This window comes from Streptomyces sp. NPDC001880, from assembly GCF_053594575.1.
Window position 1 is genome coordinate 150,092 of the sequence record NZ_JBSFET010000002.1, and the last position, 24,111, is coordinate 174,202.

At 70.0% G+C, this 24,111-nt stretch carries 22 protein-coding genes; 11 read left to right on the plus strand and 11 right to left on the minus strand.

Features of this window, described 5'->3' with window-relative positions:
- Positions 1–88 precede the first annotated feature (88 nt).
- From ACWCQ6_RS02190 to ACWCQ6_RS02205, 4 genes are all read left to right on the plus strand, one after another.
- A complete protein-coding gene (locus ACWCQ6_RS02190; RefSeq protein WP_451084865.1) occupies positions 89–703 on the plus strand; it encodes a PadR family transcriptional regulator in 615 nt (204 codons plus the stop codon).
- 184 nt (positions 704–887) lie between these two features.
- Positions 888–1,655, plus strand: a complete 768-nt coding sequence (locus tag ACWCQ6_RS02195; RefSeq protein WP_451084866.1) for an ABC transporter ATP-binding protein — start codon at positions 888–890, stop codon at positions 1,653–1,655.
- Positions 1,652–4,498 carry an FtsX-like permease family protein gene (locus ACWCQ6_RS02200; protein ID WP_451084867.1) on the plus strand — a complete coding sequence of 949 codons (2,847 nt, stop codon included), beginning with the start codon at positions 1,652–1,654 and terminating at the stop codon, positions 4,496–4,498. Before ACWCQ6_RS02195 ends, ACWCQ6_RS02200 begins: the two co-directional genes overlap by 4 nt.
- Before the next feature lie 199 nt (positions 4,499–4,697).
- Positions 4,698–5,246, plus strand: coding sequence for a bacterial proteasome activator family protein (locus tag ACWCQ6_RS02205; RefSeq protein ID WP_451084868.1), 549 nt, complete (start codon positions 4,698–4,700; stop codon positions 5,244–5,246).
- A gap of 362 nt (positions 5,247–5,608) precedes the next feature.
- Here the strand turns inward: ACWCQ6_RS02205 and ACWCQ6_RS02210 are convergent, their stop codons facing one another.
- The 7 genes from ACWCQ6_RS02210 to pdhA form a co-directional block, all read right to left on the minus strand.
- Positions 5,609–6,595, minus strand: coding sequence for an NAD(P)H-quinone oxidoreductase (locus tag ACWCQ6_RS02210; RefSeq protein ID WP_451084869.1), 987 nt, complete (start codon positions 6,593–6,595; stop codon positions 5,609–5,611).
- Between the two features lie 102 nt (positions 6,596–6,697).
- Positions 6,698–7,840, minus strand: coding sequence for a potassium channel family protein (locus tag ACWCQ6_RS02215; protein ID WP_451084870.1), 1,143 nt, complete (start codon positions 7,838–7,840; stop codon positions 6,698–6,700).
- Complete coding sequence (locus ACWCQ6_RS02220; protein ID WP_451084871.1) at positions 7,798–9,606, minus strand: molybdopterin molybdotransferase MoeA; 1,809 nt, start codon at positions 9,604–9,606, stop codon at positions 7,798–7,800. Before ACWCQ6_RS02220 ends, ACWCQ6_RS02215 begins: the two co-directional genes overlap by 43 nt.
- Before the next feature lie 50 nt (positions 9,607–9,656).
- Positions 9,657–10,511 (minus strand): NTP transferase domain-containing protein, encoded by an 855-nt coding sequence (locus ACWCQ6_RS02225; RefSeq protein WP_451084872.1) that lies wholly within the window; start codon positions 10,509–10,511, stop codon positions 9,657–9,659.
- Between the two features lie 118 nt (positions 10,512–10,629).
- Positions 10,630–12,030 carry a dihydrolipoamide acetyltransferase family protein gene (locus ACWCQ6_RS02230; RefSeq protein ID WP_451084873.1) on the minus strand — a complete coding sequence of 467 codons (1,401 nt, stop codon included), beginning with the start codon at positions 12,028–12,030 and terminating at the stop codon, positions 10,630–10,632.
- Positions 12,030–13,061, minus strand: a complete 1,032-nt coding sequence (locus ACWCQ6_RS02235) for an alpha-ketoacid dehydrogenase subunit beta (protein WP_451084874.1) — start codon at positions 13,059–13,061, stop codon at positions 12,030–12,032. The genes ACWCQ6_RS02230 and ACWCQ6_RS02235 overlap by 1 nt, the downstream gene beginning before the upstream one ends.
- Positions 13,058–14,230, minus strand: a complete 1,173-nt coding sequence (pdhA, locus tag ACWCQ6_RS02240; RefSeq protein WP_451084875.1) for a pyruvate dehydrogenase (acetyl-transferring) E1 component subunit alpha — start codon at positions 14,228–14,230, stop codon at positions 13,058–13,060. Before pdhA ends, ACWCQ6_RS02235 begins: the two co-directional genes overlap by 4 nt.
- Positions 14,231–14,494: 264 nt before the next feature.
- Between pdhA and ACWCQ6_RS02245 the strand changes: the two genes are divergently transcribed.
- Complete coding sequence (locus tag ACWCQ6_RS02245; protein ID WP_451084946.1) at positions 14,495–15,001, plus strand: Lrp/AsnC family transcriptional regulator; 507 nt, start codon at positions 14,495–14,497, stop codon at positions 14,999–15,001.
- A gap of 37 nt (positions 15,002–15,038) precedes the next feature.
- Here ACWCQ6_RS02245 and ACWCQ6_RS02250 read toward each other — a convergent pair whose 3' ends face one another.
- Positions 15,039–15,632, minus strand: a complete 594-nt coding sequence (locus ACWCQ6_RS02250; protein ID WP_451084876.1) for a TetR/AcrR family transcriptional regulator — start codon at positions 15,630–15,632, stop codon at positions 15,039–15,041.
- Between the two features lie 123 nt (positions 15,633–15,755).
- On the opposite strand from ACWCQ6_RS02250, the gene paaN reads away from it, so the two are divergent.
- A complete protein-coding gene (gene paaN / locus ACWCQ6_RS02255; protein ID WP_451084877.1) occupies positions 15,756–17,456 on the plus strand; it encodes a phenylacetic acid degradation protein PaaN in 1,701 nt (566 codons plus the stop codon).
- Positions 17,457–17,523: 67 nt separating this feature from the next.
- Here the strand turns inward: paaN and ACWCQ6_RS02260 are convergent, their stop codons facing one another.
- The 3 genes from ACWCQ6_RS02260 to ACWCQ6_RS02270 form a co-directional block, all read right to left on the minus strand.
- Positions 17,524–18,213, minus strand: coding sequence for a TrmH family RNA methyltransferase (locus ACWCQ6_RS02260; protein ID WP_451084947.1), 690 nt, complete (start codon positions 18,211–18,213; stop codon positions 17,524–17,526).
- Between the two features lie 65 nt (positions 18,214–18,278).
- On the minus strand, positions 18,279–19,544 hold the full coding sequence (locus ACWCQ6_RS02265) for an HTTM domain-containing protein (RefSeq protein WP_451084878.1): 1,266 nt from the start codon (positions 19,542–19,544) through the stop codon (positions 18,279–18,281).
- Positions 19,541–20,362, minus strand: coding sequence for a DUF5819 family protein (locus ACWCQ6_RS02270; RefSeq protein WP_451084879.1), 822 nt, complete (start codon positions 20,360–20,362; stop codon positions 19,541–19,543). Before ACWCQ6_RS02270 ends, ACWCQ6_RS02265 begins: the two co-directional genes overlap by 4 nt.
- A 116-nt stretch (positions 20,363–20,478) precedes the next feature.
- Here ACWCQ6_RS02270 and paaA point away from each other — a divergent pair, with 116 nt between their 5' ends.
- From paaA to ACWCQ6_RS02295, 5 genes are read left to right on the plus strand one after another with little or no spacing between them, the layout of a single operon-like run.
- Entirely contained in the window at positions 20,479–21,513 is a 1,035-nt protein-coding gene (paaA, locus tag ACWCQ6_RS02275; RefSeq protein ID WP_451084880.1) for a 1,2-phenylacetyl-CoA epoxidase subunit PaaA, read from the plus strand.
- On the plus strand, positions 21,510–21,800 hold the full coding sequence (paaB, locus tag ACWCQ6_RS02280) for a 1,2-phenylacetyl-CoA epoxidase subunit PaaB (protein WP_093548044.1): 291 nt from the start codon (positions 21,510–21,512) through the stop codon (positions 21,798–21,800). The genes paaA and paaB overlap by 4 nt, the downstream gene beginning before the upstream one ends.
- A complete protein-coding gene (paaC, locus tag ACWCQ6_RS02285) occupies positions 21,797–22,498 on the plus strand; it encodes a 1,2-phenylacetyl-CoA epoxidase subunit PaaC (protein WP_451084881.1) in 702 nt (233 codons plus the stop codon). The genes paaB and paaC overlap by 4 nt, the downstream gene beginning before the upstream one ends.
- Entirely contained in the window at positions 22,492–22,998 is a 507-nt protein-coding gene (gene paaD, locus ACWCQ6_RS02290; RefSeq protein ID WP_451084882.1) for a 1,2-phenylacetyl-CoA epoxidase subunit PaaD, read from the plus strand. Before paaC ends, paaD begins: the two co-directional genes overlap by 7 nt.
- Positions 22,999–24,060 (plus strand): 2Fe-2S iron-sulfur cluster-binding protein, encoded by a 1,062-nt coding sequence (locus tag ACWCQ6_RS02295; protein WP_451084883.1) that lies wholly within the window; start codon positions 22,999–23,001, stop codon positions 24,058–24,060.
- Positions 24,061–24,111: the final 51 nt, after the last annotated feature.

Below are 24,111 nucleotides of genomic sequence, written 5' to 3' on the forward strand. Positions count from 1 at the left end.
CCCCCTCCGTGAACCGGGGCTCCCACCAGCACCCATGCGCCCCGGTGGAGACTTGCGCCGAGGAACATACTCGGTATACATACTGAGTATGTCGATCCGTCATGGGCTGCTGGCCCTCCTGGAACGGGGGCCTCGATACGGCTCCCAGCTCCGTACCGAATTCGAGTCGCGCACCGGCTCCACCTGGCCGCTCAACGTCGGTCAGGTGTACACGACGCTCAGCCGGCTGGAGCGCGACGGCCTGGTCGTGCAGGACGACGAGGACGACCAGGGGCACGCTCTCTACGCGATCACCGACGACGGACGCACCGAGCTGCGGACCTGGTTCGAGACGCCGGTCGACCGCAACAACCCGCCCCGCGACGAACTGGCCATCAAGCTCGCCATGGCGGTCGGCGCACCCGGGGTCGACATCCGTGCCGTCATCCAGTCCCAGCGCCGCCACACCCTGAAGGCGATGCAGGACTACACCCGTCTCAAGGCGCAGTCGCTCAGCGACGTCCCGACCAACCGCGACGAGGTCGCCTGGCTGCTCGTACTGGAGCAGCTGATCTTCCAGGCGGAGGCGGAGGCACGCTGGCTGGACCACTGCGAGACCCGGCTGGTCCGCCTCGCCGAGGCCGCCGCCACGGAGCCGGAACCCGAGGCCCGTACGACCAGCCGCGTCGCGTCCCGTTTCGCCCGCCCGCGCAGCCGGCGCTGATCACGAACCTCAGAGTCGCGCGGCGTCAGAGTCGCGCGGCATCGGTCGCGCGGCATCAGGGTCGCGCGGCCGCATCGCAGGACCGCGTGGCCACAAACCACAGGACCGCAGGACCGCGTAGCCACAGACCGCGGGTCCGCGTGTCCGTAACTCCACACCCGTTCCGAGGGGGGAACCACTCACCATGTCCTCGCACGTCCCGTCCCGATCCGCGACACCGGCCGATGCGCCGGTGCTCGAACTCCGGGCGCTCACCCGCACCCACGGCTCCGGCATGGCCGAGGTGCACGCCCTGCGCGGCATCGACCTGTCCGTGTATGCCGGTGAACTCGTCGCCGTGATGGGCCCGTCCGGCTCCGGCAAGTCCACCCTGCTGACCATCGCGGGCGGTCTCGACACCGCCACCAGCGGCCAGGTCGTCATCGAGGGCCAGGACATAGCCGCGCTCGGCCGCAAGGGTGTCGCCGCCCTGCGCCGCCGCAGCGTCGGCTATGTCTTCCAGGACTACAACCTGATCCCCGCCCTCACCGCCGCCGAGAACATCGCCCTGCCGCGCGAGCTCGACGGCGTCTCCGTCCGCAAGGCCCGCAAGGAGGCACGGGCGGCGCTGGAGGAGATGAAGCTCCTGGAGATCGCCGACCGGTTCCCGGACGAGATGTCCGGCGGCCAGCAGCAGCGTGTCGCCATCGCCCGCGCGCTGGTGGGGGACCGGCGCCTGGTGCTCGCCGACGAACCGACCGGAGCACTCGACTCCGAGACCGGCGAGCAGGTCCTCGCGCTGCTGCGCAGCCGCTGCGACCGGGGTGCGGCCGGTGTGATGGTGACGCACGAGTCGCGGTACGCGGCCTGGGCGGACCGGGTCGTGTTCCTCCGGGACGGCTCGGTCGTCGACGAGACCTTCAACGCCGACGCCGACGCCGATTCGCTGCTCGCACCCGAGGCCGCCAAGTGAGCCTCTTCACCGGCTGGCGCGCCGCCCTCCGGATCGCCCGACGCGACGCGATGCGGTCCAAGGGTCGCAGCGCACTGGTGGTCGCGATGATCGCCGTACCCGTCCTCGGCGTCACCGCCCTCGACGTGACGTACCGCAGTGTGACACCGACCACGGCCGAAGCACTCACGGCCTCGATGGGCTCCGCCGACGCGCTCTTCAGCGACGAGGGGATCGGCCCCATCCAGCAGCTGCCCGACGGCCAGAGGTACGACGCGGTCGACCCGAACGCGTCGGTGGACGAGGACGGTCCGTCGGTCGACATAACCGCCACGTTCCCCAAGGGCTCGCGGGCGATCAGCATCCAGTCCGTCCCGGCCGGCATCACCACCGGTTACGGCGTCGCCAGCACCGAGATCTTCGAGTTCCGGACTTCGGACGAGCTGGCCCGCGGCAAGATCGACCTCGTACGCGGTGCCTTCCCGCACGGCAAGGACGAGGTGGCGGCCACCGAGCCGTTCCTGAAGTCGACCGGCCTGGACATCGGTTCGACCACCACCGTGCGCAACTTCGGCAAGAAGTACACGATCACCGGCGTGGTCGAGCAGCCGGACCAGCTGAAATCCGAGGCGCTGTACGCCGATCCGGGAGCGGTCATCGCCCCGTGGCAGGCCAAGGCCGACCACGACAAGAAGGTGCTGCCGCCGAACGTCCGCTCCAAGATGTGGCTGGTCAAGGGACCCGAAGGGGTGGGGGTGACCTGGTCGGACGTCATGGCGGCCAATAAGTCGGGCGTCCTCGTCACGTCCCGTCAGGTCGTCCTGGCCCCGCCGTCGGACTCCGAGGTCCCGCTGGCCAGGAAGGGTGCCGAGGCGTACCTGGACACCTCCAAAGAGGCGAGCGCGGCGCTGGTCACCGTGGTCGCCATGGCGGTCCTGGAGATCGTGCTGCTCGCCGGACCGGCCTTCGCGGTCGGTGCGCGCCGCTCCCGCCGTCAGCTCGGTCTCCTCGGCACCTGCGGAGGGGACAGGCGTCATGTCCGGGCCGTGGTGCTCGGCGGCGGCCTGGTACTCGGCGGCGTCGGGGCCGTGACCGGTGTGGCGGCCGGGCTGGCAGCCACCGCGGTGTTCCGCCCCATGATCGAGCAGTGGACCGGGAACCGCTTCGTCTCGCTTGCCCTCAATCCCACGGAACTGCTACTCATCGCGTTGATCGGCCTGATCACGGGTCTGCTGGCGGCATTCGCCCCGGCGATCGTGGCCAGTCGGCAGTCCGTTCTGGAGTCGCTCACCGGACGCCGCGGCGTCCGCCGCTCCTCCCGGGTGCTGCCCGTTCTGGGCGCCTGTGTCATGGCCATCGGATGCGCCGTCGCCGTCTACGGCGGCACCGACGAGAGCCCGACACTGGTCGCCGCCGGCTCGGTGACCGCCGAGCTCGGGCTGCTCGCCTGCATCCCGGTGATCGTCGGCTTCCTCGGGCGGCTCGGCGGCAGGCTGCCGCTCTCGCCCCGTCTGGCGCTGCGCGACGCGGCCCGCAACCGCGGCCGGACCGCTCCCGCGGTCGCGGCCGTGATGGCGGCCGTCGCCGGTTCGGTCGCCATCGCCACATACATGTCCAGCACCATGGCCGAGGAGGAGTACGACTACATCCCCTATCTGAGCGAGGGGACCATCCTCGTCTCCGCCTTCGACTCCAAGTCCGCATCCCTGCTCCCGCAGGCACGGGCCGCCGTCGAGCGGAACATAGCCGTCACCAGCGGGCACGCCGACTTCCGACGCGTATGGGCGGGCAGCGACTGCGACCTCTACGGCGACGCGGAGAACGGCTGCGGTTCGGTCGAGCTGGTCAAACCCGCCGGAAAGGCCGCCTCCTGCCCGCTCACCGGCAAGGGCGCCAAGGAACTCGCCGCGCGGCTCACCGCCGACGAGCACAAGAAGCTGAGGCGTTCCCCCGCCTGCCTCGTCGACACCATGTCATCGGGCACCTTCAACACCGGAGAGAGCAGCATCGTCGTGGCGGACGAGGCCATGCTCAGCACCTATGTGAAGCTCGACGACCCCGCCGCCGCCAAGGCACTGGCGGCCGGCACACCGGTACTGCTCAACCCGGTGTTCGCGAAGAACGGCGAGGTCACCGTCAAGGCCGTCCACCGCTACAGCGACAAGGACAAGCAGAACCGGAAGCTGCACCCGGGCAAGGCCCGCACCACCACGGACAGGCTGAAGGTGTACGTGGCACCCGCGAAGTACGCCGCCACCCCCGGGATCAGCATGATCCTGCCGCAGCGGACCGCGGAACGAATCGGCCTGCACACCGCGCCGAGCGGAAGCGTGTACACGGTCGCCCACACGCCGACGGACGCCGAGGAGCAGCGGACCTACGGAGTGATTGAGCAGGCCGGCGGCGGCGTCTATGTACAGTACGAGTCCGGAGAAGGCCGATACGACAACTCCATGCTGCTGATCCTGACCCTGTTCGCCGGGATGGTGACGCTGGGCGCCGCCGCGATCACGACGGGCCTCGCCAAGGCGGACGCGGAAGCCGATCTCACCACGCTCAGCGCGGTCGGCGCGCCCCCGAGCGTGCGGCGGAAACTGTCCGGCTTCCAGTGCGTGGTGGTGGCGCTCACGGGTGTGGTGCTCGGCACGCTGGCCGGACTGGTGCCGGCGGTGGCGCTGCGGCTGGTCGATCTGCGCCAGGCACTGGACGTGATGCGGAAGATGCCCATGGAGTCGGCGTACACGCCGATCGTGCTGCCCTGGACCACCCTCGGCCTGCTCGTCGTGGTCGTTCCGCTGCTGGCCGGTCTGCTCGCCACGGCACTCACCCGCTCCCGCCTCGCGCTGGCACGGCGGGCCGGGTGACGGCGGGACGGCGCTGACAGCGATGACAGCGATGACAGCGACGACGGTGCGATCGGTCCGATAGATACGGCCGGGGCGGTTGGTGCGACCGGTGCGACCGGTGGGCCGACCGGCTGACTCGGTGCCCTCGGAAACGGTGGATCAACCGTTTCCGGGGGCACCACGGTGTTGTACAGCAGGTGTGCGAGACAATGGCGCCATGGAGATGCCGAGGAATGAACGGTCGCAGGAGCACCCCCAAGTCCTCGTGGTGGGGCAGGACGGCATGGCGATCGGCGGCGGTGGCACTGACGACGAATCGCGTGAGGTCCCAGTGACGGAGATGGTCGAGCAGCCCGCGAAGGTCATGCGCATCGGCAGCATGATCAAGCAGCTCCTGGAGGAGGTCAGGGCGGCTCCTCTCGACGAGGCGAGCCGGGTCAGGCTCAAGGAGATCCACGCCGGCTCCGTGAAGGAGCTGGAGGACGGCCTCGCGCCGGAGCTGGTGGAGGAGCTGGAGCGGCTCTCCCTGCCGTTCACCGACGAGTCGGTGCCCTCCGAGGCGGAACTCAGGATTGCCCAGGCCCAGTTGGTGGGCTGGCTGGAGGGCCTGTTCCACGGCATCCAGACGGCGCTGTTCGCCCAGCAGATGGCGGCTCGGGCCCAGTTGGAGCAGATGCGTCGCGCCCTTCCGCCGGGCAGCGGCCACGAGGGCGAGGACGGCAGCGGGGACCCGCACGGGGCCCTCAGGTCGGGCCCGTACCTCTAGCCCTCGGCCCCCGCACCTCCGATATCCCTGATCCCTGGTGCGTGTATCCCTGGTACGTACGCCCGGCAGCGGGCGACGCCGAGGCCCGGCACACACGGTCCACGACCTGTGCGCCGGGCCTTTCCCGTGCGGTGGGCCTTCCGCGCGGTGGGCCTTCCCTGCCGTGCCGTGCCGTGCCGTGGGCCTTCCCGTGCGCCTGGCCATTCCCGTGCGGTGGAACTCCGTGCGGTGGGACGGGGCGGGGCTGGTCGGGGACCGGGTCGGGCCTGTCCGGAACCGGATCGGCCTGGCCGGGGCTTCAGCCCACGAAAGCCCCCAACAGACGGGCCGAGCCTGGCCAAGGGCTTCACCTGGCCGGGGCTTCAGCTCGCGGGGGCCCGCAGCAGCACCTTCCCGATGTGCGCGCTGGACTCCAGCACCCGGTGGGCCTCGGCGGCGTCCGGCATCGGCACCGTACGGTCCACGATCGGCCGTACGACGCCGTCCGCGACCAGCGGCCAGACGTGCTCGCGCACGGCGGCGACGATGGCGGCCTTCTCGGCGAGCGGGCGGCCGCGCAGCGAGGTCGCGGTGACGGCGGCCCGCTTGTTCAGCAGGGCGCCCAGATTCAGCTCGCCCTTGACGCCGCCCTGAAGGCCGATGACGGCCAGCCTGCCGTTGACGGCGAGCGCCTTCACGTTCCGGTCCAGATACTTCGCGCCGACGATGTCGAGGATGACGTCCGCGCCGGCCCCGTCGGTCGCCTTGCGCAGTTCCTCGACGAAGTCCTGCTCCCGGTAGTCGATCAGGATGTCGGCCCCGAGCTCCGCGCAGCGCGCCAGCTTCTCCGGTCCCCCTGCGGTGACCGCGACCCGCGCGCCCACGGCCTTGGCGAGCTGGATCGCCATCGTGCCGATGCCGCTGGACCCGCCGTGCACCAGCAGCGTCTCGCCGGGGCGCAGATGGGCCACCATGAAGACGTTGGACCAGACCGTGGCCGTCACCTCGGGCAGCGCCGCGGCCACAGCCGTGTCGACGCCGTCCGGTACGGGCAGCAGCTGCCCGGCGGGCACGGCGACCTTCTCCGCGTATCCGCCGCCCGCGAGCAGCGCACACACCTCGTCGCCGACCGCCCAGCCGGTGACACCGGGCCCGATCGCCGAGATACGGCCCGAACACTCCAGGCCGGGGTACGGGGACGCGCCGGGCGGCGGGTTGTAGAACCCCTGCCGCTGCAACACATCGGCGCGATTGACCGCGCTGGACACGACATCGACGAGGACCTCGCCCTCGCCGGCCACCGGATCGGGCACCTCGGCCCAGACGAGCGCCTCGGGACCGCCTGGTTCAGGGATCGTGATCGCATACATGGCGGCGAGGCTACTCGGCGGCAGGTGAAGGACCACGAACGGCGCCACGCGCGACGGCCGGTCCGTACGTCGACGAGACCGGCCGGCGTTACGCGGGTGGGATCAGTCGAGTGGGCGCGGTGTGGCCGAGTGCTGGCCGCCCAGCGGCGATTCGTTCGAGGCACGGACGATGGTGATCAACCGGTCCGTCAACTGCAACGGACTGGCCGCCGGGTCGTCGTAACCCAGCAGCCGATGCCCCCGCAACACGCTGACGACCAGGTCATCGGTCTCCCGGACGCTCTTGCCCACCTCGGCCTTTATCACCGGGCGTTCGACGAGATCGAGCCCGGTGCCCTGCTGGATCAGGTCCTCCATCACCGTGCCCGCGCTGGGGCTGAGTACGGACAGACCCAGCAGCCGTCCCGCCGCACTGGCGCTGGTGATCACCGCATCGGCGCCGGACTGCCGGAGCAACGGGGCGTTCTCCTCCTCGCGCACCGCCGCGACGATCTTCGCGCCGCGGTTGAGCTGCCGGGCCGTCAACGCCACCAGCACCGCCGTGTCGTCGCGCTGAGTGGCGATGATGATCTGGCGCGCCTTCTGGAGCTCGGCCCGCAACAGCACCTCACTGCGCGTCGCATCACCGACCACACCGACGAAGCCCTCGGCGTTGGCGATCTCGATCACCTTCGTCGCCGGGTCGACGACGACGATCTGTTCCTTCTTCAGGCCGGTGGCATGCAGGGTCTGGATGGCCGAGCGGCCCTTCGTCCCGAAGCCGACGACAACGGTGTGATCACGCAAGTTGGTTCTCCAACGCTTCAGCCGAAAGTCCTCCCGGGTCCGTTCCGTAAGGACCTCAAGGGTGGTGCCGACCAGGATGATCAGGAAGAGCACCCGCAGTGGTGTCACAAGCACCACATTGGTGAGCCGGGCACTGTCCCCGTACGGGGTGATGTCGCCGTAGCCGGTGGTGGAAAGGGTGACTGTCGCGTAGTACACCGCGTCCAGAAGATCGACCTTGCCGTCGGCGGCGTCGTGGTACCCGTCGCGGTCCAGCCAGACGATCAGCACAGTTGCGGCAAGCACCAGAAGCGCCATCAGCAGCCGCTTGGCGACCTGCCGTGCCGGTCTGTCGACGACTCTGCGCGGGAGAAGTACCCGGGTGGGCAGGACATGCTCGTCGGCGTGCCTGGCCATCGCATCGTGGCCGGGAAGTTTCACGTGAAACACCCTTCCGTCCGCGGCATCGCCGAGGCCCACGGTAGATCGAGGATCTCCACCTCGGTGCCGGACCGTACCCCGCTTGGCGGTACGACGGCCAGTCCATCGGCAGCAGCGACCCCGCGGAGCATCGCCGGACCGTTGTAATGCAGCGGTGCGACGTGCTCGGTACCGCTCCCGGTTCCCGCGCGTCCACCGCCGTACCCGCCTCCTGGCCCGTCGCTCGTACCGCCCGCCCGGTGGACGACGGGGACCAGCCGGGTGTCATGCGGGTGCCCGTGCACCTCGTCGCGTACGACGGCCCGGTGCGGCACCTCCGGCTCCCGGCCGGACAGGCCCCGGAGCAGGGGCTCGGCGAGAGTGAGGAGCCCGGAGACGGCGGCCAGGGGGTTGCCCGGCAATCCGACGAGATACGGTTCCTCGCCCCGGCCGCCGGGGCGAGGAACCGCCGCTGCGCTCTCCCTCTTGAGCCTGGCCAGCAGCATCGGATGGCCGGGGCGGACGGCGACCCCGTCAACGAGCAGCTCGGCCCCGATCTCGGCGAGGACCGGGTGGACGTGGTCCACGGGGCCCGCAGCCGTGCCACCCGTGGTGATGACCAGATCGGCGTCGGACGTGGTGAGGGCGCGCCGCAGGGCCGCCGCGTCGTCGCCGAGGCGCTGCGGGGCCGATACCTCGGCGCCCAACGCGCGCAGCCAGGGGCCGATCATCGGGCCGAGTGCATCACGGATCAGCCCGTCGTGCGGCAGGCCGCCGGTCAGTAGTTCGTCACCGAGGACGAGGACGTCGACGCGGGGACGAGGCACCACGGCGAGTGCGTCGTACCCGGCCGCGGCGGCCAGCCCGAGAACAACGGGCGTCACCGGCGCTCCGGCGGGCATGAGCTGATCGCCGGCACGGCATTCCTGGCCACGGGGCCTGATGTCCTGTCCGGGCGGCACCTGATGCTTCGCGTGAAGAAGCCCCCTGGCCTCGTCCACGTGCGCGTGTTCGCTGCGAATCACGGCGTTGGCTTCCACCGGAATGCGGGCGCCGGTAGCGATCCGTACGGCATCTCCGTCGGGCAGCGTGGCAGGGGCGCTCCGCCCGGCAAGGATGCCCGGATCCCGGCTCGGGCCGGCACCGGGCCCCTTCTTGTCTCCGCCCGCGGCCACCTCGCGGATGTGCCACGGACCCGGTCCGGAGACGACCCAGCCGTCCATGGCAGAGGTGTCGAAGGACGGAAGATCGGTGAGCGCGACGAGCGGCTCGGCGAGTACGTGTCCGAGCGCCTGGTCGAGAGGGAGCCGGACTGCTCGGACCGCAACGGCATGCCCCGCCCGGACGGCGGTCGCCCGCGCCTCCCGCCAGGAGACCGAACGCCGCTGCCGGTGCCTCTGCTGGTGCCGGTACGCCTGCTGGCGCCCTTGCCGGTGCCCTTGCTGGTCAGGCGTGTGGGCCGCGCCAACGTTCCAGTCCGGGGGCAGAGAACAGGGTGCCGCCGCGAGATCGTCGGTGGAACGAAGCCCCCCGGTGGAGTGCGGCTGATCCACAGAACGCGGCTGGTCCCCGAAACACTGCTGGTCTCCGGAGTGCGGCTGATACGGGGAGTGCGGCTGACCCGGGGATTGCGGTGCATCGGACTCATGGCTCCCGACCAGCGCGAGGGCCTGCTCAACGGCCTGGTCCACCGAGGTCGGGCAGCGCTCTCCGCTTCGCGTACGGCCCTTCCCGGAGAGAGAGCCGACGGCCGAAGAAGAACCGGCGGCCGGGGAAGAACCGGCGGCCGGGGAAGGACTGGCGGTCGAGGACGGCCCGACCCCCATGGACGCGGTATCCGCACCTGGAGGCCGATCGGACCCGCCGCTACGGGCGGTCATTGCGTCTCGTTCTCGTCCGCCCAGCGAAGGGCGAGCGCAGCAGCCTTGCGGGCGGCCTCGGCCACCGCCGTGGCACTGTCGCCCTCTTCTTCGCCACTCGCCTTGGCCGCCGCGTACCCGACCAGGAAAGTCGTCAGCGGTGCGGCGGGCCGGGCGACACCGTGGGCGGCGTCACGGGCGAGATCGAGCAGGACGCCGGTGTCGACGTCGAGGTCGATGCCGAGTTCGTTCTTGACTGCGGTGATCCATTCATCCAGCACGGTCTCATGCTCTCTGATACGGGCCCGGGCCGACGCAATGTCCTCCCAGGTGTCGCAGTCGAAGGAGGCGAGTGGGTCGGCCTCCACCCGGGCGAGGTCGAGTTCCTGCGTCAGCAGCCGCAGGGGGAGGCCGGAGAGACCGCCGTGCTCGGCGGCGAGCAGCGCAAGCTCGCGGCGCAGCGGTTCGGCACGGTAGACGGCGACGAGAGGCTGGTCGCGACCCTGCTGATCGATGCACAGGGCCCCGTCCCGCTGCCCTTTCCCGGCGGCGTCCAGAAGCGCTCCGACAGTGCCCGGTCCGAGGAACGGCAGGTCGGCGGAGAGCACGAGAACCCGGTCAGCCGCGGTCCGCCGGACCCCCGCGTCGAGCGCGGCCACCGGACCGCCGCCCTGCGGCTCTTCGCGCGTCCACATCACCGGCCGCACGGTGGACCGGCGCCCGCCCACCACCACCGTCGTCGAGGCGTCGGCACAGGCCGCGAGCACCCGGTCGAGAAGCGCGCGGCCACCGACCCGGATACCGGGCTTGTCGGCACCGCCGAGCCGCTTGGCGGCCCCTCCGGCAAGGACGATGGCGTCATAGGCGGTCATGCATCCGAGTATGCGGGCCGGGGACTCCTGTTGATCCTCCCGGTCGGCGATCGAGCCGGTCGAACCGATCGGGAGGATCGAGCGCGGGAGGCAGACAGGAGCCCACGGACGTTTCCGCCTACAACGTGCGCAGCAGCACCGCCGGTTGTTCCACGCAGTCGGCTATGTAGCGCAGGAAGCCGCCCGCCGTGCCGCCGTCGCAGACCCGGTGGTCGAAGGTCAGCGAGAGCTGGACCACCTGTCGAACGGCCAGCTCGCCCTGGTACACCCAGGGCTTCGGCACGATCCGGCCGACACCCAGCATCGCCGCCTCGGGGTGGTTGATGATCGGGGTCGATCCGTCGACTCCGAACACCCCGTAGTTGTTCAGTGTGAACGTGCCACCGGTCAGCTCCGCCGGGGTCAGCCGCCCGGCCCGCGCCGCCTCGGTCAGCCGGGTTATCTCGGCCCCGATCGACTCGGCGTTCCTGGCCTGCACATCCCGCACCACGGGGACGACCAGTCCCCGCTCGGTCTGTGCCGCGAACCCGAGGTGGACCTCCGGCAACCGCACGATCTCCCGCGCTTCCAGGTCCACCGTGGAGTTGAGCTCGGGGAACCGGGCCAGCGCCGCCGTGCAGATACGCGCCAGCAGGGCCAGCACCGAAACCTTGGGCCCGGCAGCCGTACCGCCGGCGCCGTTCATCGCGGACCTGGCCGCCATCAGCTCGGTGGCATCGGCATCTACCCAGCACGTGGCGTCCGGGATCTCCCGACGGCTGCGCGCCAGCTTGTCAGCGACCGCGCCCCGCACACCGCGCAACGGAATCCGCTGTGCGGCCGGTCCCGCCACCGCCGCGGGCACCGACTCCGCCACCACGTCCGGCGTCGGTACCGAGGCCGGCCGGGGAGCCGCCGCTCCCTCCGCCAGCGCCCTGATCGCGGACTCGACATCGGCCCGCAGGATCAGCCCGTCCGGCCCGGAGCCCACCAGCTGCCGCAGATCGAGCTCATGCTGCCGCGCCAGCTTCCGTACCAACGGGGAGACGACCGCCACCGGACCCGGCACCGCATCCGGCACGGGATCGGGTGCCTGCGCCAGAGCCACAGGCACCCGTGCGGGAGCAGTTTCCGTCACGGCAGCGGGACGTACCCGACGACGGCGCGCCACCGGTGCGCCCGTCCCGTACCCGACCAGCACATTGCCGGACGACTCCACCTCACCTGAGCCGGCCCCGGAATCAGACCCTGCCCCGGAACCGGAATCAGACCCTGCCCCCTCGCCGTCCGAACCCACCGCGACCGCCACCGTCAACAGAGGTGCCCCGACCGGCAGTTCCGAGCCTTCTTCGCCGAACCGCGCGGTCACCACGCCCCCGTAAGGGCACGGCACCTCCACCATCGCCTTGGCCGTCTCGACCTCGACGACCGGCTGGTCGATGGCGACGACATCGCCGACCTCCACCAGCCAGCGCACGATCTCCGCCTCGGTGAGCCCCTCACCGAGGTCCGGCAACTTGAATTCGAGTACCTGGGGCATCAGCTCTCCGCCTCCCACTGCAGGCGGGCGACCGCGTCCAGCACCCGGTCCACGCCCGGGAGATGGTGCTTCTCCTGCATCGGCGGCGGATACGGAATGTCGAACCCGGCGACCCGCAGCACCGGCGCCTCCAGGTGGTGGAAGCACCGCTCGGATACCCGGGCCGCGATCTCACCGCCCGGACCGCCGAAGCCGGAGGACTCATGGACGACCACCGCACGCCCCGTACGCCGTACGGAAGCGGCAACCGTTTCGTCGTCGAACGGCACCAGCGAGCGCAGGTCCACGACTTCCAGGTCCCAGCCCTCTTCGACGGCCGCTTCCGCCGCCTCCATGCAGACGGGCAGCGACGGCCCGTACGTGATCAGCGTCGCGCTGCGGCCCGTCCGGCGGACGACCGCCCGGCCTATGGGCTCCACCGCCACCGGCGCATCGGGCGACCAGTCCGCCTTCGACCAGTAGAGCCGCTTCGGCTCCAGGAACACCACCGGATCGTCGGAGGCGATCGAGGCCCTCAGCAGCCCGTACGCGTCCTCGACCGTGGCGGGCGTGACGACATGGAGGCCGGGCGTCGCCATGTAGTACGCCTCCGAGGAGTCGCTGTGGTGCTCGACCCCGCCGATCCCGCCGCCGTACGGCACGCGGACCGTGATCGGCAGTGGCATGGCGCCGGCCGTCCGGTTCCGCATCTTCGCGACATGGCTGATGAGCTGCTCGAACGCCGGATAGGCGAAGGCGTCGAACTGCATCTCCACCACGGGGCGAAGCCCGTACATGGCCATGCCCACGGCCGCCCCGAGGATGCCCGCCTCGGCCAGCGGGGTGTCTGTGCAACGGTCCTCGCCGAATTCCTTCGCCAGACCATCGGTGATCCGGAAGACCCCGCCGAGCGTGCCGACGTCCTCACCGAGGACATGCACCGTCGGGTCCTGCGCCATCGAATCGCGCAGCGCCCGCCCGAGTGCCTGCGCCATCGTGGCGGGTTTGGCCTTCGCCGTCCGCTCTCCGGCCGTCGCCGCTGCGGTGGTCATCGCCCGTCCTCCACATCGTCGTGGCCGTGCTGATCCTGCTGGTCCTGCTCGGCTTCCAATTCGGCACGCAACCGGGCTGCCTGCTCCCGCAGCTGTGCGGTCTGCTCCACGTAGACATGGGAGAACAGATCCATCGGGTCCAGCACCGGATCGGCGTTCATCCGCTCGCGCAGAGCGGCTGCCATCCGCTCCGCGGCCTCGCGCGCCTCCTCGATCCCGTCCTCACCGAGCAGCCCCCGTCCGGTCAGCTCCCGCTCGAGAAGCTGGATCGGGTCGTGCGCACGCCAGGTCTCCACCTCGCTGTCGGCTCGGTAACGAGTGGCGTCGTCGGCGTTGGTATGGGCGTCCATGCGGTACGTCACCGCTTCGACGAGCGTCGGCCCGCCGCCGCTCCGGGCCCGCGCCACCGCCTCACCGAGGACCTGGTGCATCGCGGCCGCGTCGTTTCCGTCCACCAGCCGGCCCGGCATCCCGTACCCCACGGCCTTGTGCGCCAGGGACGGCGCGGCAGTCTGCTTCGCCAGCGGTACGGAGATCGCGAAGCCGTTGTTCTGTACGAGGAAGACGACCGGGGCCCGCCATACCGCCGCGAAATTCAGCGCCTCGTGGAAATCACCCTCACTGGTCCCGCCGTCACCGACCATGGCGAGCGCCACCACGTCGTCGCCCTTCAGGCGCGCCGCGTGTGCCAGCCCCACGGCGTGCGGCAACTGGGTGGCGAGGGGGGTGCAGAGCGGTGCGATGCGGTGTTCGCGCGGGTCGTAACCGGTGTGCCGGTCGCCGCGCAGCAACGTCAGTGCTTCGACCGGATCCAGTCCGCGCGCCACTGCGGCAAGGGTGTCCCGGTAGCTGGGGAAGAGCCAGTCCCGCTCCTCCAGCACCAGGGCTGCCGCTATCTCGCAGGCCTCCTGCCCCGTGCTCGACGGGTAGACGGCGAGCCGGCCCTGCTTGGTGAGGGCGGTGGCCTGCGCGTTGTACCTCCGGCCGCGGACCAGCTCCGCGTAGAGCTTCAGCAGCAGCTCGGGATCGGCGTCGGCCGCGGCATCCGTACCGAGCACGCGGTACGGCTCGGGGTCCGGGAGCAGCGGCGCGGGATCGGTGAGCGGCTTCCAGGCCGGGGGCGGCGTGGGCCGGTAAGCAGCCGCGCCGGGCAGCTCTTGGACCGTCATGACAAGCACCTCCTGGCATCGAGGGGTTTCGAGCGGCGTCTGTCGGCATCAGGGGATCGTCCGATGCCGAGGGGTGTCGAAAAGCATCGAAATGTCGAGCGCTGTCCGAGGCACGAGTGTGGTGCCCCTCACCTACCGATTGTTCGGTCGCGAGCGCATTTTGGCTACAGGCACCTTCAGCCTGTGGACAAACGGTTCTCCACAGCCTGGGATAGAGGCAGGTCGTCCAGGAGAGGGAGGCGGGGGCACATGTCAGCTGAACAAATGGCCGACGGGGGCGAGGACACCGGCCAGGTTCCGCCCGCGCGCCCGCTCGATGCCATCGACCGCCGCATCCTGCGACTGCTCCAGACGGACGGACGTGCCTCGATACGGTCGGTGGCCGACCGCGTGCATGTGTCCCGGGCCAACGCCTACGCCCGGATCAACCGGCTCATCGACGACGGCGTGATCCGTGGCTTCAGCGCGCGCGTGGACCACGAGCGGGCGGGGCAGGGCGCCTCCGCGTACATCACCCTCAAGATCGTCCAGAATTCCTGGCGCACGGTGCGCGAACAGCTCCAGGCCCTGCCGGGAGCGACTCATATCGCGCTGGTCAGCGGCGACTTCGATGTGCTGCTGCTGGTGCACACCCGGGACAACAGGTCGTTGCGCGAACTGGTCCTGACGCGGATCCAGGCCATTCCAGAGGTGCTCTCCACCCGCACGCTCCTGGTGTTCGAGGAGACAGACCTGGCCCCGGGCCCGGACAGACCCACCGAACTCACCTGACGGCCGGCCATCACCGACGACTCGCCGTTGCGGCGGCTCAGCGGCTGGCCCGCATCCCCTCGAAGGCCACGCGAACGAGTGTGTCCGCCAGCTGCTGCCCGTCGACTCCGCCGTCGGGCAGCGGCCGGTACCACTCCACCAGGGAGTTGACCATTCCGAAGAGCAGCCGGGTCACCAGCCGTATGTCCATGTCGGAGCGGAGGTCGCCGTCCGCTACCGCCGCCTTGAGCAGATCGGTCACCCGCTGGTCGAACTCGCGCCGCCGCTCCATGGCCCAGCGCTCGGTCTTCGTGTTGCCCCGCACACGCAGCAACAGAGTGACGTAGGGCAGCTCGGCTATCAGCACGTCGACGGTGCGACGGGTGACGTACTCGACCCGCTCGATCGCACGCCCCTGCGTCGCCCCCGGCTCGTCCAGAATCCCGAAGAGCCCGTCCAGCGCCCGGCTGACCGCACGGCGCAGGAGCTCTTCCTTGCCCGCGACGTGGTGGTAGATGGACGACTTCGAGATGCCTGCCGCTTTGGAGAGGTGTTCCATGGACGTGCCGTCGTAGCCGCGCTCGTTGAAGACACGGACGGCAACGGTGAGCAGAGTCTCCGGGGTGTACGTGTCCCGCTTGGCCGTGGTCATGTCCGCGATCCTCCCCTACGAGTTGCCCACAGGTTTGGCGGGCCCCCTTGTCCCGACCGATCGTTCGGTTACTCTAACTCTGTCCGCCCGTCCCTGCCCAGCTCGATGAGGAGTTGGTCCGTCATGGCCGCCGAGCTCTCCCCGCACCTGTTGTCCGAGAAGCACCGCCCCACGCTCGACCAGGCCCTCGACGCGATCCGTACGCGCGCCTACTGGTCCCCGCACCCCGAGCATCCGAAGGCATACGGCGAGGGAGGCACCCCGGGCAGCCTGGGCGCCGCCGAGGGCAAGGCCGCCTTCGATGCCGTGCTGAACACCCGGCTCGACCTCGGCCAGCCCGGCACCGATGGCTGGACGGGCGGAGAGATCTCGCCGTACGGCCCGGAGCTGGGCGTCGAGTATCCGCACGCCGACCTGGACGTCCTGCTCCCGGCAATGCGTGCGGCCATCCCAGCCTGGCGTGCGGCGGGCCCCGAGACCAGGGCCCTGGTCTGTCTGGAGATCCTCGCGCGGATCAGCGCCAGGACCCACGAGTTCGGTCACGCCGTGATGCACACCAGCGGCCAGGCCTTCATGATGGCGTTCCAGGCGGGCGGTCCGCACGCCCAGGACCGCGGCCTGGAGGCCGTGGCGTACGCGTACGAGGAGCAGATCCGCACCCCGCAGAGCGCCGACTGGTCCAAGCCGCAGGGCAAGCGCGACCCGCTCCAGCTGCAGAAGTCGTTCACTGCGGCACCACGCGGCATCTCGCTCCTGATCGGCTGCAACACCTTCCCCACATGGAACGGCTACCCCGGCCTCTTCGCCTCCCTGGCCACCGGAAATCCCGTCCTGGTCAAGCCGCACCCCCGCGCCGTGCTTCCGCTCGCGCTCACGGTGCAGCTGGCCCGGGAGGTGCTCGCCGATGCGGGCTTCGACCCCAACCTGGTCGCCCTGGCCGCCGAGCGACCGGGTGAAGGCATCGCGAAGGCTCTCGCCCTCCGCCCCGAAATCAAGATCATCGACTACACGGGGTCGACCGCGTTCGGTGACTGGCTGGAGACCAACGCCCGCCAGGCCCAGGTCTACACGGAGAAGGCCGGTGTCAACACGATCGTCATCGACTCCACGGACGACTACCGCGGCATGCTGTCCAACCTGGCGTTCTCCCTCTCCCTGTACAGCGGCCAGATGTGCACGACCCCGCAGAACCTGCTGATCCCCCGTGACGGCATCACCACCGACGCCGGCGACAAGACGTACGACGAAGTGGTCGCCGACATCGCCGCCGCGGTCAGCGGCCTGCTGGGCGACGACAGCCGGGCGAACGCGCTGCTCGGCGCACTCGTCAACCCCGATGTGAAGGCCCGCTTGGAGGCAGCCGCGGATCTGGGCGAAGTCGCCCTCCCCTCCCGTGAGGTGGCCAACCCGGAATTCCCCGACGCCGTGGTCCGCACCCCCGTCGTCGTCAAGCTGGACGCCACCAAGCCGGACGACGAGGAGCACTACCTGTCGGAGTGCTTCGGCCCGGTCGCCTTCGCGGTGGCGGTCGACTCGACGTCCGACGCCGTCGAGCTGCTCCGCCGCACGGTCCGCGACAAGGGCGCGATGACGGTCGGCGCGTACACCACCTCACCGGAGGTGGAGCGCGCGGTGGAAGATGTCTGCCTGGACGAATCGGCCCAGCTGTCGCTGAATCTGACCGGCGGGGTGTACGTCAACCAGACCGCTGCCTTCTCCGACTTCCACGGCTCGGGCGGCAACCCGGCGGCGAACGCGGCATTGTGCGACGGAGCCTTCGTGTCCAACCGCTTCCGCATGGTGGAAGTACGCCGCCAGGCGTGATCCGGCCGGGGTCCGGGGGCGGAGCCCCGCCGCCGGACCCCGGGCCGATCCGTCCAGCGCCGCAGCACTAGCTTCCCGCCTCAGGGATCTCCGCGTACCGCTGCACCCACGCATGCATGGCGACAGCGGCCGCGGCGCCCGCGTTGATCGACCGCGTCGAGCCGAACTGCGCGATGGAGCACACCATCACCGCGTGCTTACGGGCCTCCTCGGTGAGCCCGGGCCCCTCCTGTCCGAAGAGCAGTACGCAACGCCGCGGCAGCTCGGTCCGCTCCAGCGGCACCGCCCCCGGCAGATTGTCGATCCCGATGATCGGCAGTCCCTCGGCCTCCGCCCACGCGGTCAGAGACTCCGTGTCGGGGTGGTGCCGCACATGCTGGTACCGGTCGGTGACCATCGCACCGCGCCGGTTCCAGCGCCGCCGCCCCACGATATGGATCTCCTTGGCGAGAAAGGCGTTCGCCGTGCGCACCACAGAGCCGATATTGAAGTCGTGGCCCCAGTTCTCGACCGCGACATGGAAGTCGTGCCGCCGCAGATCCAGATCGGCGACGATCGCCTCCCGGGTCCAATACCGGTAGGCATCGCCCACATTGCGCCGGTCGCCGTGGGCGAGCAGCTCGGGGTCGTACCGCTCGTCCTCGGGCCACGGCAGCGGGTGGGGCCCGACGCCGATCTCCGTCCCGAATCCGTCGTCGTACTGCAGCGGTTCCGCGGAACGCCCGGTCTCTTCCGACGGACCGGGCGCCTCGGCCAACGATTCCCCGCCGCTGCTGCCTGCGCTGCCCGTGCGGCGCGTACTGCCGCTCTCACTGCTGCTACTCACCCGACGAGAGTATGGCCCCCGTCGCCGCTGTGCTGCGGGACCTCCTCGTCATCGGTGCCACGTCGCTGTCCGGGCACTGTGCCCCGGCCCGGGAACAGCCGTTCCCGGGCGCGGGTCACCCGGCCGCCGAGCCACACCAGGAAGACGGTCGGCAGGAAGACGGAGTCGGCGGCGATCATCGCCATGGAGAAGAACGGCAGCCCGAGCAGCAGGGCGATGCCGGCGTGCTCACACATCATGGCGACGAGCAGCACGTTCTTGACCCGCCGGTTGAACAGGGTGAAGGGGAACGCGACCTGGACGACAACCGTGCCGTACGTGATCAGCATCACCATCACACCGCTGGAGGCGAGGATGTCCGACAGCCAGGGCCAAGGCGTGAAGTAGTCGAGCTTGAGCGGGTAGTACAGCGCCGTGCCGTCCTGCCACCGCGAACCCTGGATCTTGTACCACCCCGCGGTGGCGTAGATCAGACAGACCTCGGCCATGATCACGACAAGGGTCGCGTTGTGGGCGAGGTTGGCGATGACATCGAGCAGGGTGCGCGATTCGCTGTGCGGTGCGTAACGGTTCACAGCCCACCAGGCGCCCTCTCCGACCCAGAGGATCCAGAAAAGAGTCGGCAGCCACCAGGTGCCGCCGAGCCCGTCGGTCACACTGGCCACGATCAGCACAAGGCCGAGCACCACCCAGAGGACCGTACCGGCCACGGTCCCCCGCACCGGGCGCCGGGAGTCGTCCGCTCCCGCACGCGCCTGTCGCGCCGCGCGCCGGGCGTCCAACGACCAGACCCGCCCGCAGCGGGTGAGCACCAGATAGATCGCCATGAGATGGATGACGTTGTCGCCGCCGTCGCCCATGAAGATGCTGCGGTTCTGCAGGGAGAGCACCCCGGCCATGAAGAGGACCGACATGGCCCGGGTGTGCCAGCCGACCATCAGCAGGGCCGCAGAGATCAGTGCGACCGCGTACACGATCTCGAACCAGACCGTGCTGTCCGACCACATCAGCGCGGTGAACGCCTGATTGCCGGATATGAGCTGCTGCGCCATGTCCCAGCGCCACGGGGCGTCGGGGCCGTACATCTCGTGGCGGTGCGGAAATTCGCGCAGCAGGAAGAGCAGATAGGTGGCCGAGAAGCCGATCCGGATGACGGCACTCTGATACTGGCCGAAGGCCGTGGAGGTGATGCGCTGGATGGAGCCTGCGATCCTGTAGTCGATCTTTGGCTCGATCTTGCGGCCGAGGGCGGGTGCACTCACTTGTCCGCCCCCTTGGCGCCGGCGGGAAGGTCCTCCGCGGTCACCGCCCACCACGGAAGCACCCGGTAGGACGGTTTCGTACTGATCTTCTCCTCGCTCCACGGAGGCGCCGCGACGGACCGCACCTCGGAACGGACCTGGATGCGCTCGACGGTGCCGCCGTAGTCGTGCTCACTGAGGCGCAGCATCACGATGCGGCGGATGTAGCGCTCGGAGAGCTGACCGCGAAGGCCGATGGCCCGGTTCTCGTTGTCGTGGGAGCTGAGGTAGAAGTCCCAGCCGCGGCGGAGTTCGTTCTGGTGGACGTGGCTGGGGAGAAGACTGCCGCGTATCGCCTTGCCGTCCTCGCCGGAAAGGCTCATCCAGGGAGTGGTGCGGCGTCCGTCGGGGCCGGCTATCTCGGCTCGTACGTGGACGGCGACGTTCTGCTGAAGCGGATTCGGGGCGAAGAGCTTCCAGTTCTGCTCGAACTCGGGATAGATCCAGTCGTCGACCGCTTCGCCGTGCTGCTTGGTCATGGTGTTGGAGGGGGCGACGTGCAGAAACACCATGGCCAGCTGTCCACAGGTGACCAGCCCGATGACGGACAGCGCGACTGCGGCAACGATCTGGTAGGGAAGCGACAGGGCGGCTATTCCGCCACGGGGGCCTGATCCATGAGGCTCCGACCCGCGAGGCTCTGATTCGCGAGGCCCTGATTCGCAAAATCCTGAATCCTGAGCCTGACCAGCACCGAAAGCCACCTTTTCACGCCGGTCGGACCCGGGCTCGGAACTCCCGCCCCCGCTGTCGGCACCGCTGTCGTCGTACGAATCCATCCCGCCCCGATCCCCGTCGATCCCCCGGTCAGTTATCCACAGGGTTGACACCCTACGGGCCGTCGACTCACCATTGAAGACATTGAACCGAACGATCGGTCGGTAGGGAGCCCGGGATGGCGGCAGTGACTGCGGACCAGACAGCGCAGGCGGGAGCGGACAGGCCCGAAGGGGCGGACGAGGCCTTGGAGGCGGTGTTCGACGCCGCGGTGGCGGCGGACGAGCGCATCGAGCCACGCGACTGGATGCCTGATGCATACCGCGCCTCGCTGGTCAGGCAAATGGCCCAGCATGCCCACTCCGAAATCATCGGCATGCAGCCGGAGGCCAACTGGATCTCGCGTGCACCCTCGCTGCGCCGCAAGGCGATCCTGATGGCCAAGGTGCAGGACGAAGCGGGACACGGGCTCTATCTGTACAGCGCGGCGGAAACGCTCGGCACCGGCCGCGAGGAGCTGCTCGACAAGCTTCACGCGGGCCGCCAGAGGTATTCATCGATCTTCAATTACCCGACGCTGACCTGGGCGGACGTCGGCGCGATCGGCTGGCTCGTGGACGGCGCCGCGATCACCAACCAGGTGCCGCTGTGCCGCTGCTCCTACGGCCCGTACGCCCGGGCGATGGTCCGTATCTGCAAGGAGGAGTCCTTCCACCAGCGCCAAGGGTACGAGCTGCTGCTCACCCTCAGCCGCGGCACCCCGGCGCAGCACGAAATGGCGCAGGACGCGGTGAACCGCTGGTGGTGGCCGTCCCTGATGATGTTCGGCCCGCCGGACGACGCATCGGCCCACTCCGCGCAGTCGATGGCCTGGAAGATCAAGCGCCACTCGAACGACGAGCTGCGGCAGCGCTTCGTGGACATCTGTGTCCCCCAGGCCGAAGCGCTGGGGCTCACCCTCCCGGATCCTGACATCAGGTGGAACGAAGAGCGCGGACAGCACGACTTCGGGGCGATCGACTGGAAGGAGTTCCAGGAGGTCCTCAAGGGCAACGGCCCGTGCAACGAGCAGCGCCTCGGCCAGCGCCGCCGGGCGCACGAGGAGGGCGCCTGGGTCCGGGACGCGGCGGCTGCCTACGCCCGGAAACACACAGCAGCACAAGCAGACGCAGCACCACACACAGCAGCGAGGAACGGGGAGGCGACAGCATGAGCAGCTCGACCGAATGGCCACTGTGGGAGGTGTTCGTGCGTTCGCGCCGCGGTCTTTCGCACACGCACGCGGGCAGCCTGCACGCCCCGGACGCGGAGATGGCCCTGCGCAACGCGCGCGATCTGTACACGCGCCGTTCCGAAGGCGTCTCCATCTGGGTGGTCCCGTCCGCCCAGGTCACGGCCTCCTCCCCGGACGAGAAGGACTCCTTCTTCGAACCGGCCGGTGACAAGCCGTACCGGCATCCGACGTTCTACGAGATCCCGGAAGGGGTGAAGCACCTGTGACCGCGGCCCTCGCCCTTGGCGACGACGCGCTGGTGCTCTCGCACCGGCTGGGGGAGTGGGCGGGCCACGCGCCCGTGCTGGAAGAAGAAGTGGCTCTGGCCAACATCGCCCTGGACCTGCTGGGGCAGGCCCGGGTGCTCCTCTCCCTGGTCGGGGGCGAGGACGAGCTGGCGTATCTGCGCGAGGAACGTGCCTTCCGCAACGTCCAGCTGGTCGAACAGCCGAACGGCGACTTCGCCCACACCATCGCCCGTCAGCTCTACTTCTCCACCTACCAGCGACTGTTGTACGAGCAGTTGGCATCGGGCGAGGGCCCGTTCGCCGGCTTGGCAGCGAAGGCCGTCAAGGAGGTCGCGTACCACCAGGACCACGCGGAGCACTGGACGCTGCGGCTCGGCGACGGCACGGACGAGAGCCATGACCGGATGCAGCGCGCCGTGGACGCGCTGTGGCGGTTCACCGGTGAGCTGTTCGAGCCCGTCGAGGGGGTGGAGACCGACTGGCAGTCGCTGCGGAGCGGATGGCTGGAGTCCGTCTCGGCGGTGCTGGAGCGGGCCACGCTGACGCTGCCGGCCGGTCCGCAGTCCGGGGCATGGACGGCGGGCGCGGGACGCCAGGGCATCCACACCGAACCCTTCGGCCGCATGATCGCCGAGATGCAGCATCTGCATCGCAGCCACCCGGGGGCGTCATGGTGACCGGGACACTTCTGGAGAAGGAGCTGCACCGCCTCGCGGGCTCCGTACCCGATCCCGAACTGCCGGTGCTGACCCTGGACGAGCTGGGGGTGCTCCGGGGCGTGGATGTTCTCGCGCCCGGCAAGGTCACTGTGCGGCTCACCCCGACCTACACCGGCTGCCCCGCGATCGAGGCCATGTCCGCCGACATCGAGCGGATACTGCACGACCACGGCATACCGGAGGTCTCCGTGGTCACCGTGCTCTCCCCGGCCTGGTCCACGGACGACATCAGCGCGGAAGGGCGGCGCAAGCTGGCCGAGTTCGGCATAGCGCCCCCGCGTCCGCACGATGCCACGGTCCCCGCGAACGGTCCGGTGCCGCTCACACTCTCGGTGCGCTGCCCGCACTGCGGCTCGACCGATACGGAGCTGCTGAGCCGGTTCTCCTCCACCGCGTGCAAGGCGCTGCGCCGCTGCGTGACGTGCCGCGAACCGTTCGACCACTTCAAGGAGTTGTAGATGTTCCATCCGCTCCGGGTCCGCACGATCGAACGGCTCACGGACGATTCGGTGGCCGTCACCCTCGCCGTGCCGCCCGAGTTGCGCGAGACCTTCCGCCACCAGCCCGGCCAGCACCTCAATGTGCGGTACACGGTCGACGGCGAGGAGATCCGCCGCTCGTACTCGATCTGTTCCCCGGCCACCGCCTCGGAGCAGGGCGATCCGGTGCTGCGTGTGGGAATCCGGCTCGTCGACGGCGGCGCGTTCTCCACGTACGCGCTGAAGGAGCTCGCCGTCGGTGATCTGGTCGAGGCGATGCCTCCGATGGGCCGCTTCGTGCTGGCGCCCCGCGCCGGGCACTTCGCGGCGATCGTCGGCGGCAGCGGGATCACACCGGTCCTGTCCATCGCGGCCACGCTGCTGGCACGGGAGCCCGACGCCCACTTCTGCCTGATCCGCAGCGACCGGACGGCGCTCTCGACGATGTTCCTGGACGAGGTCGCCGACCTCAAGGACCGCTACCCGGACCGCTTCCAGCTGGTCACGGCGCTCTCCCGGGAGGAGCAGCAGGCAGGTCTGCCCTCCGGCCGGCTGGACCGGGACCGTCTCACCGAGTTGCTGCCCGCGCTGCTTCCGGTGACCGAGGTCGACGGCTGGTATCTGTGCGGGCCATTCGGACTGGTCCAGGCCGCGGACCGGGCGCTGCGCGGACTGGGTGTCGACCGGACCCGGATCCACCAGGAGATCTTCCATGTGGACGACGGCATGAACACATCCGCCCGCCCCCGAGGCGAATCGCCCGCCCACAGCAGACTCACCGCCACGCTGGACGGCCGCTCCGGCACCTGGCCGGTGGAGGAGGGCGAATCGCTGCTGGAGACCGTGCTGCGCAGCCGCGCCGACGCTCCGTATGCCTGCAAGGGCGGGGTGTGCGGGACCTGCCGGGCGTTTCTGGTCTCGGGCGAGGTGCGGATGGACCGCAACTTCGCGCTGGAGCCCGACGAGACGGACGCGGGCTATGTGCTGGCGTGCCAGTCGCATCCGGCAACCTCGGAGGTGGAACTCGACTTCGACCGCTGACCGCACCGCGCCGCCTCCTGCCACTCGGTCTGCCCATCCACCGCTCCTCCG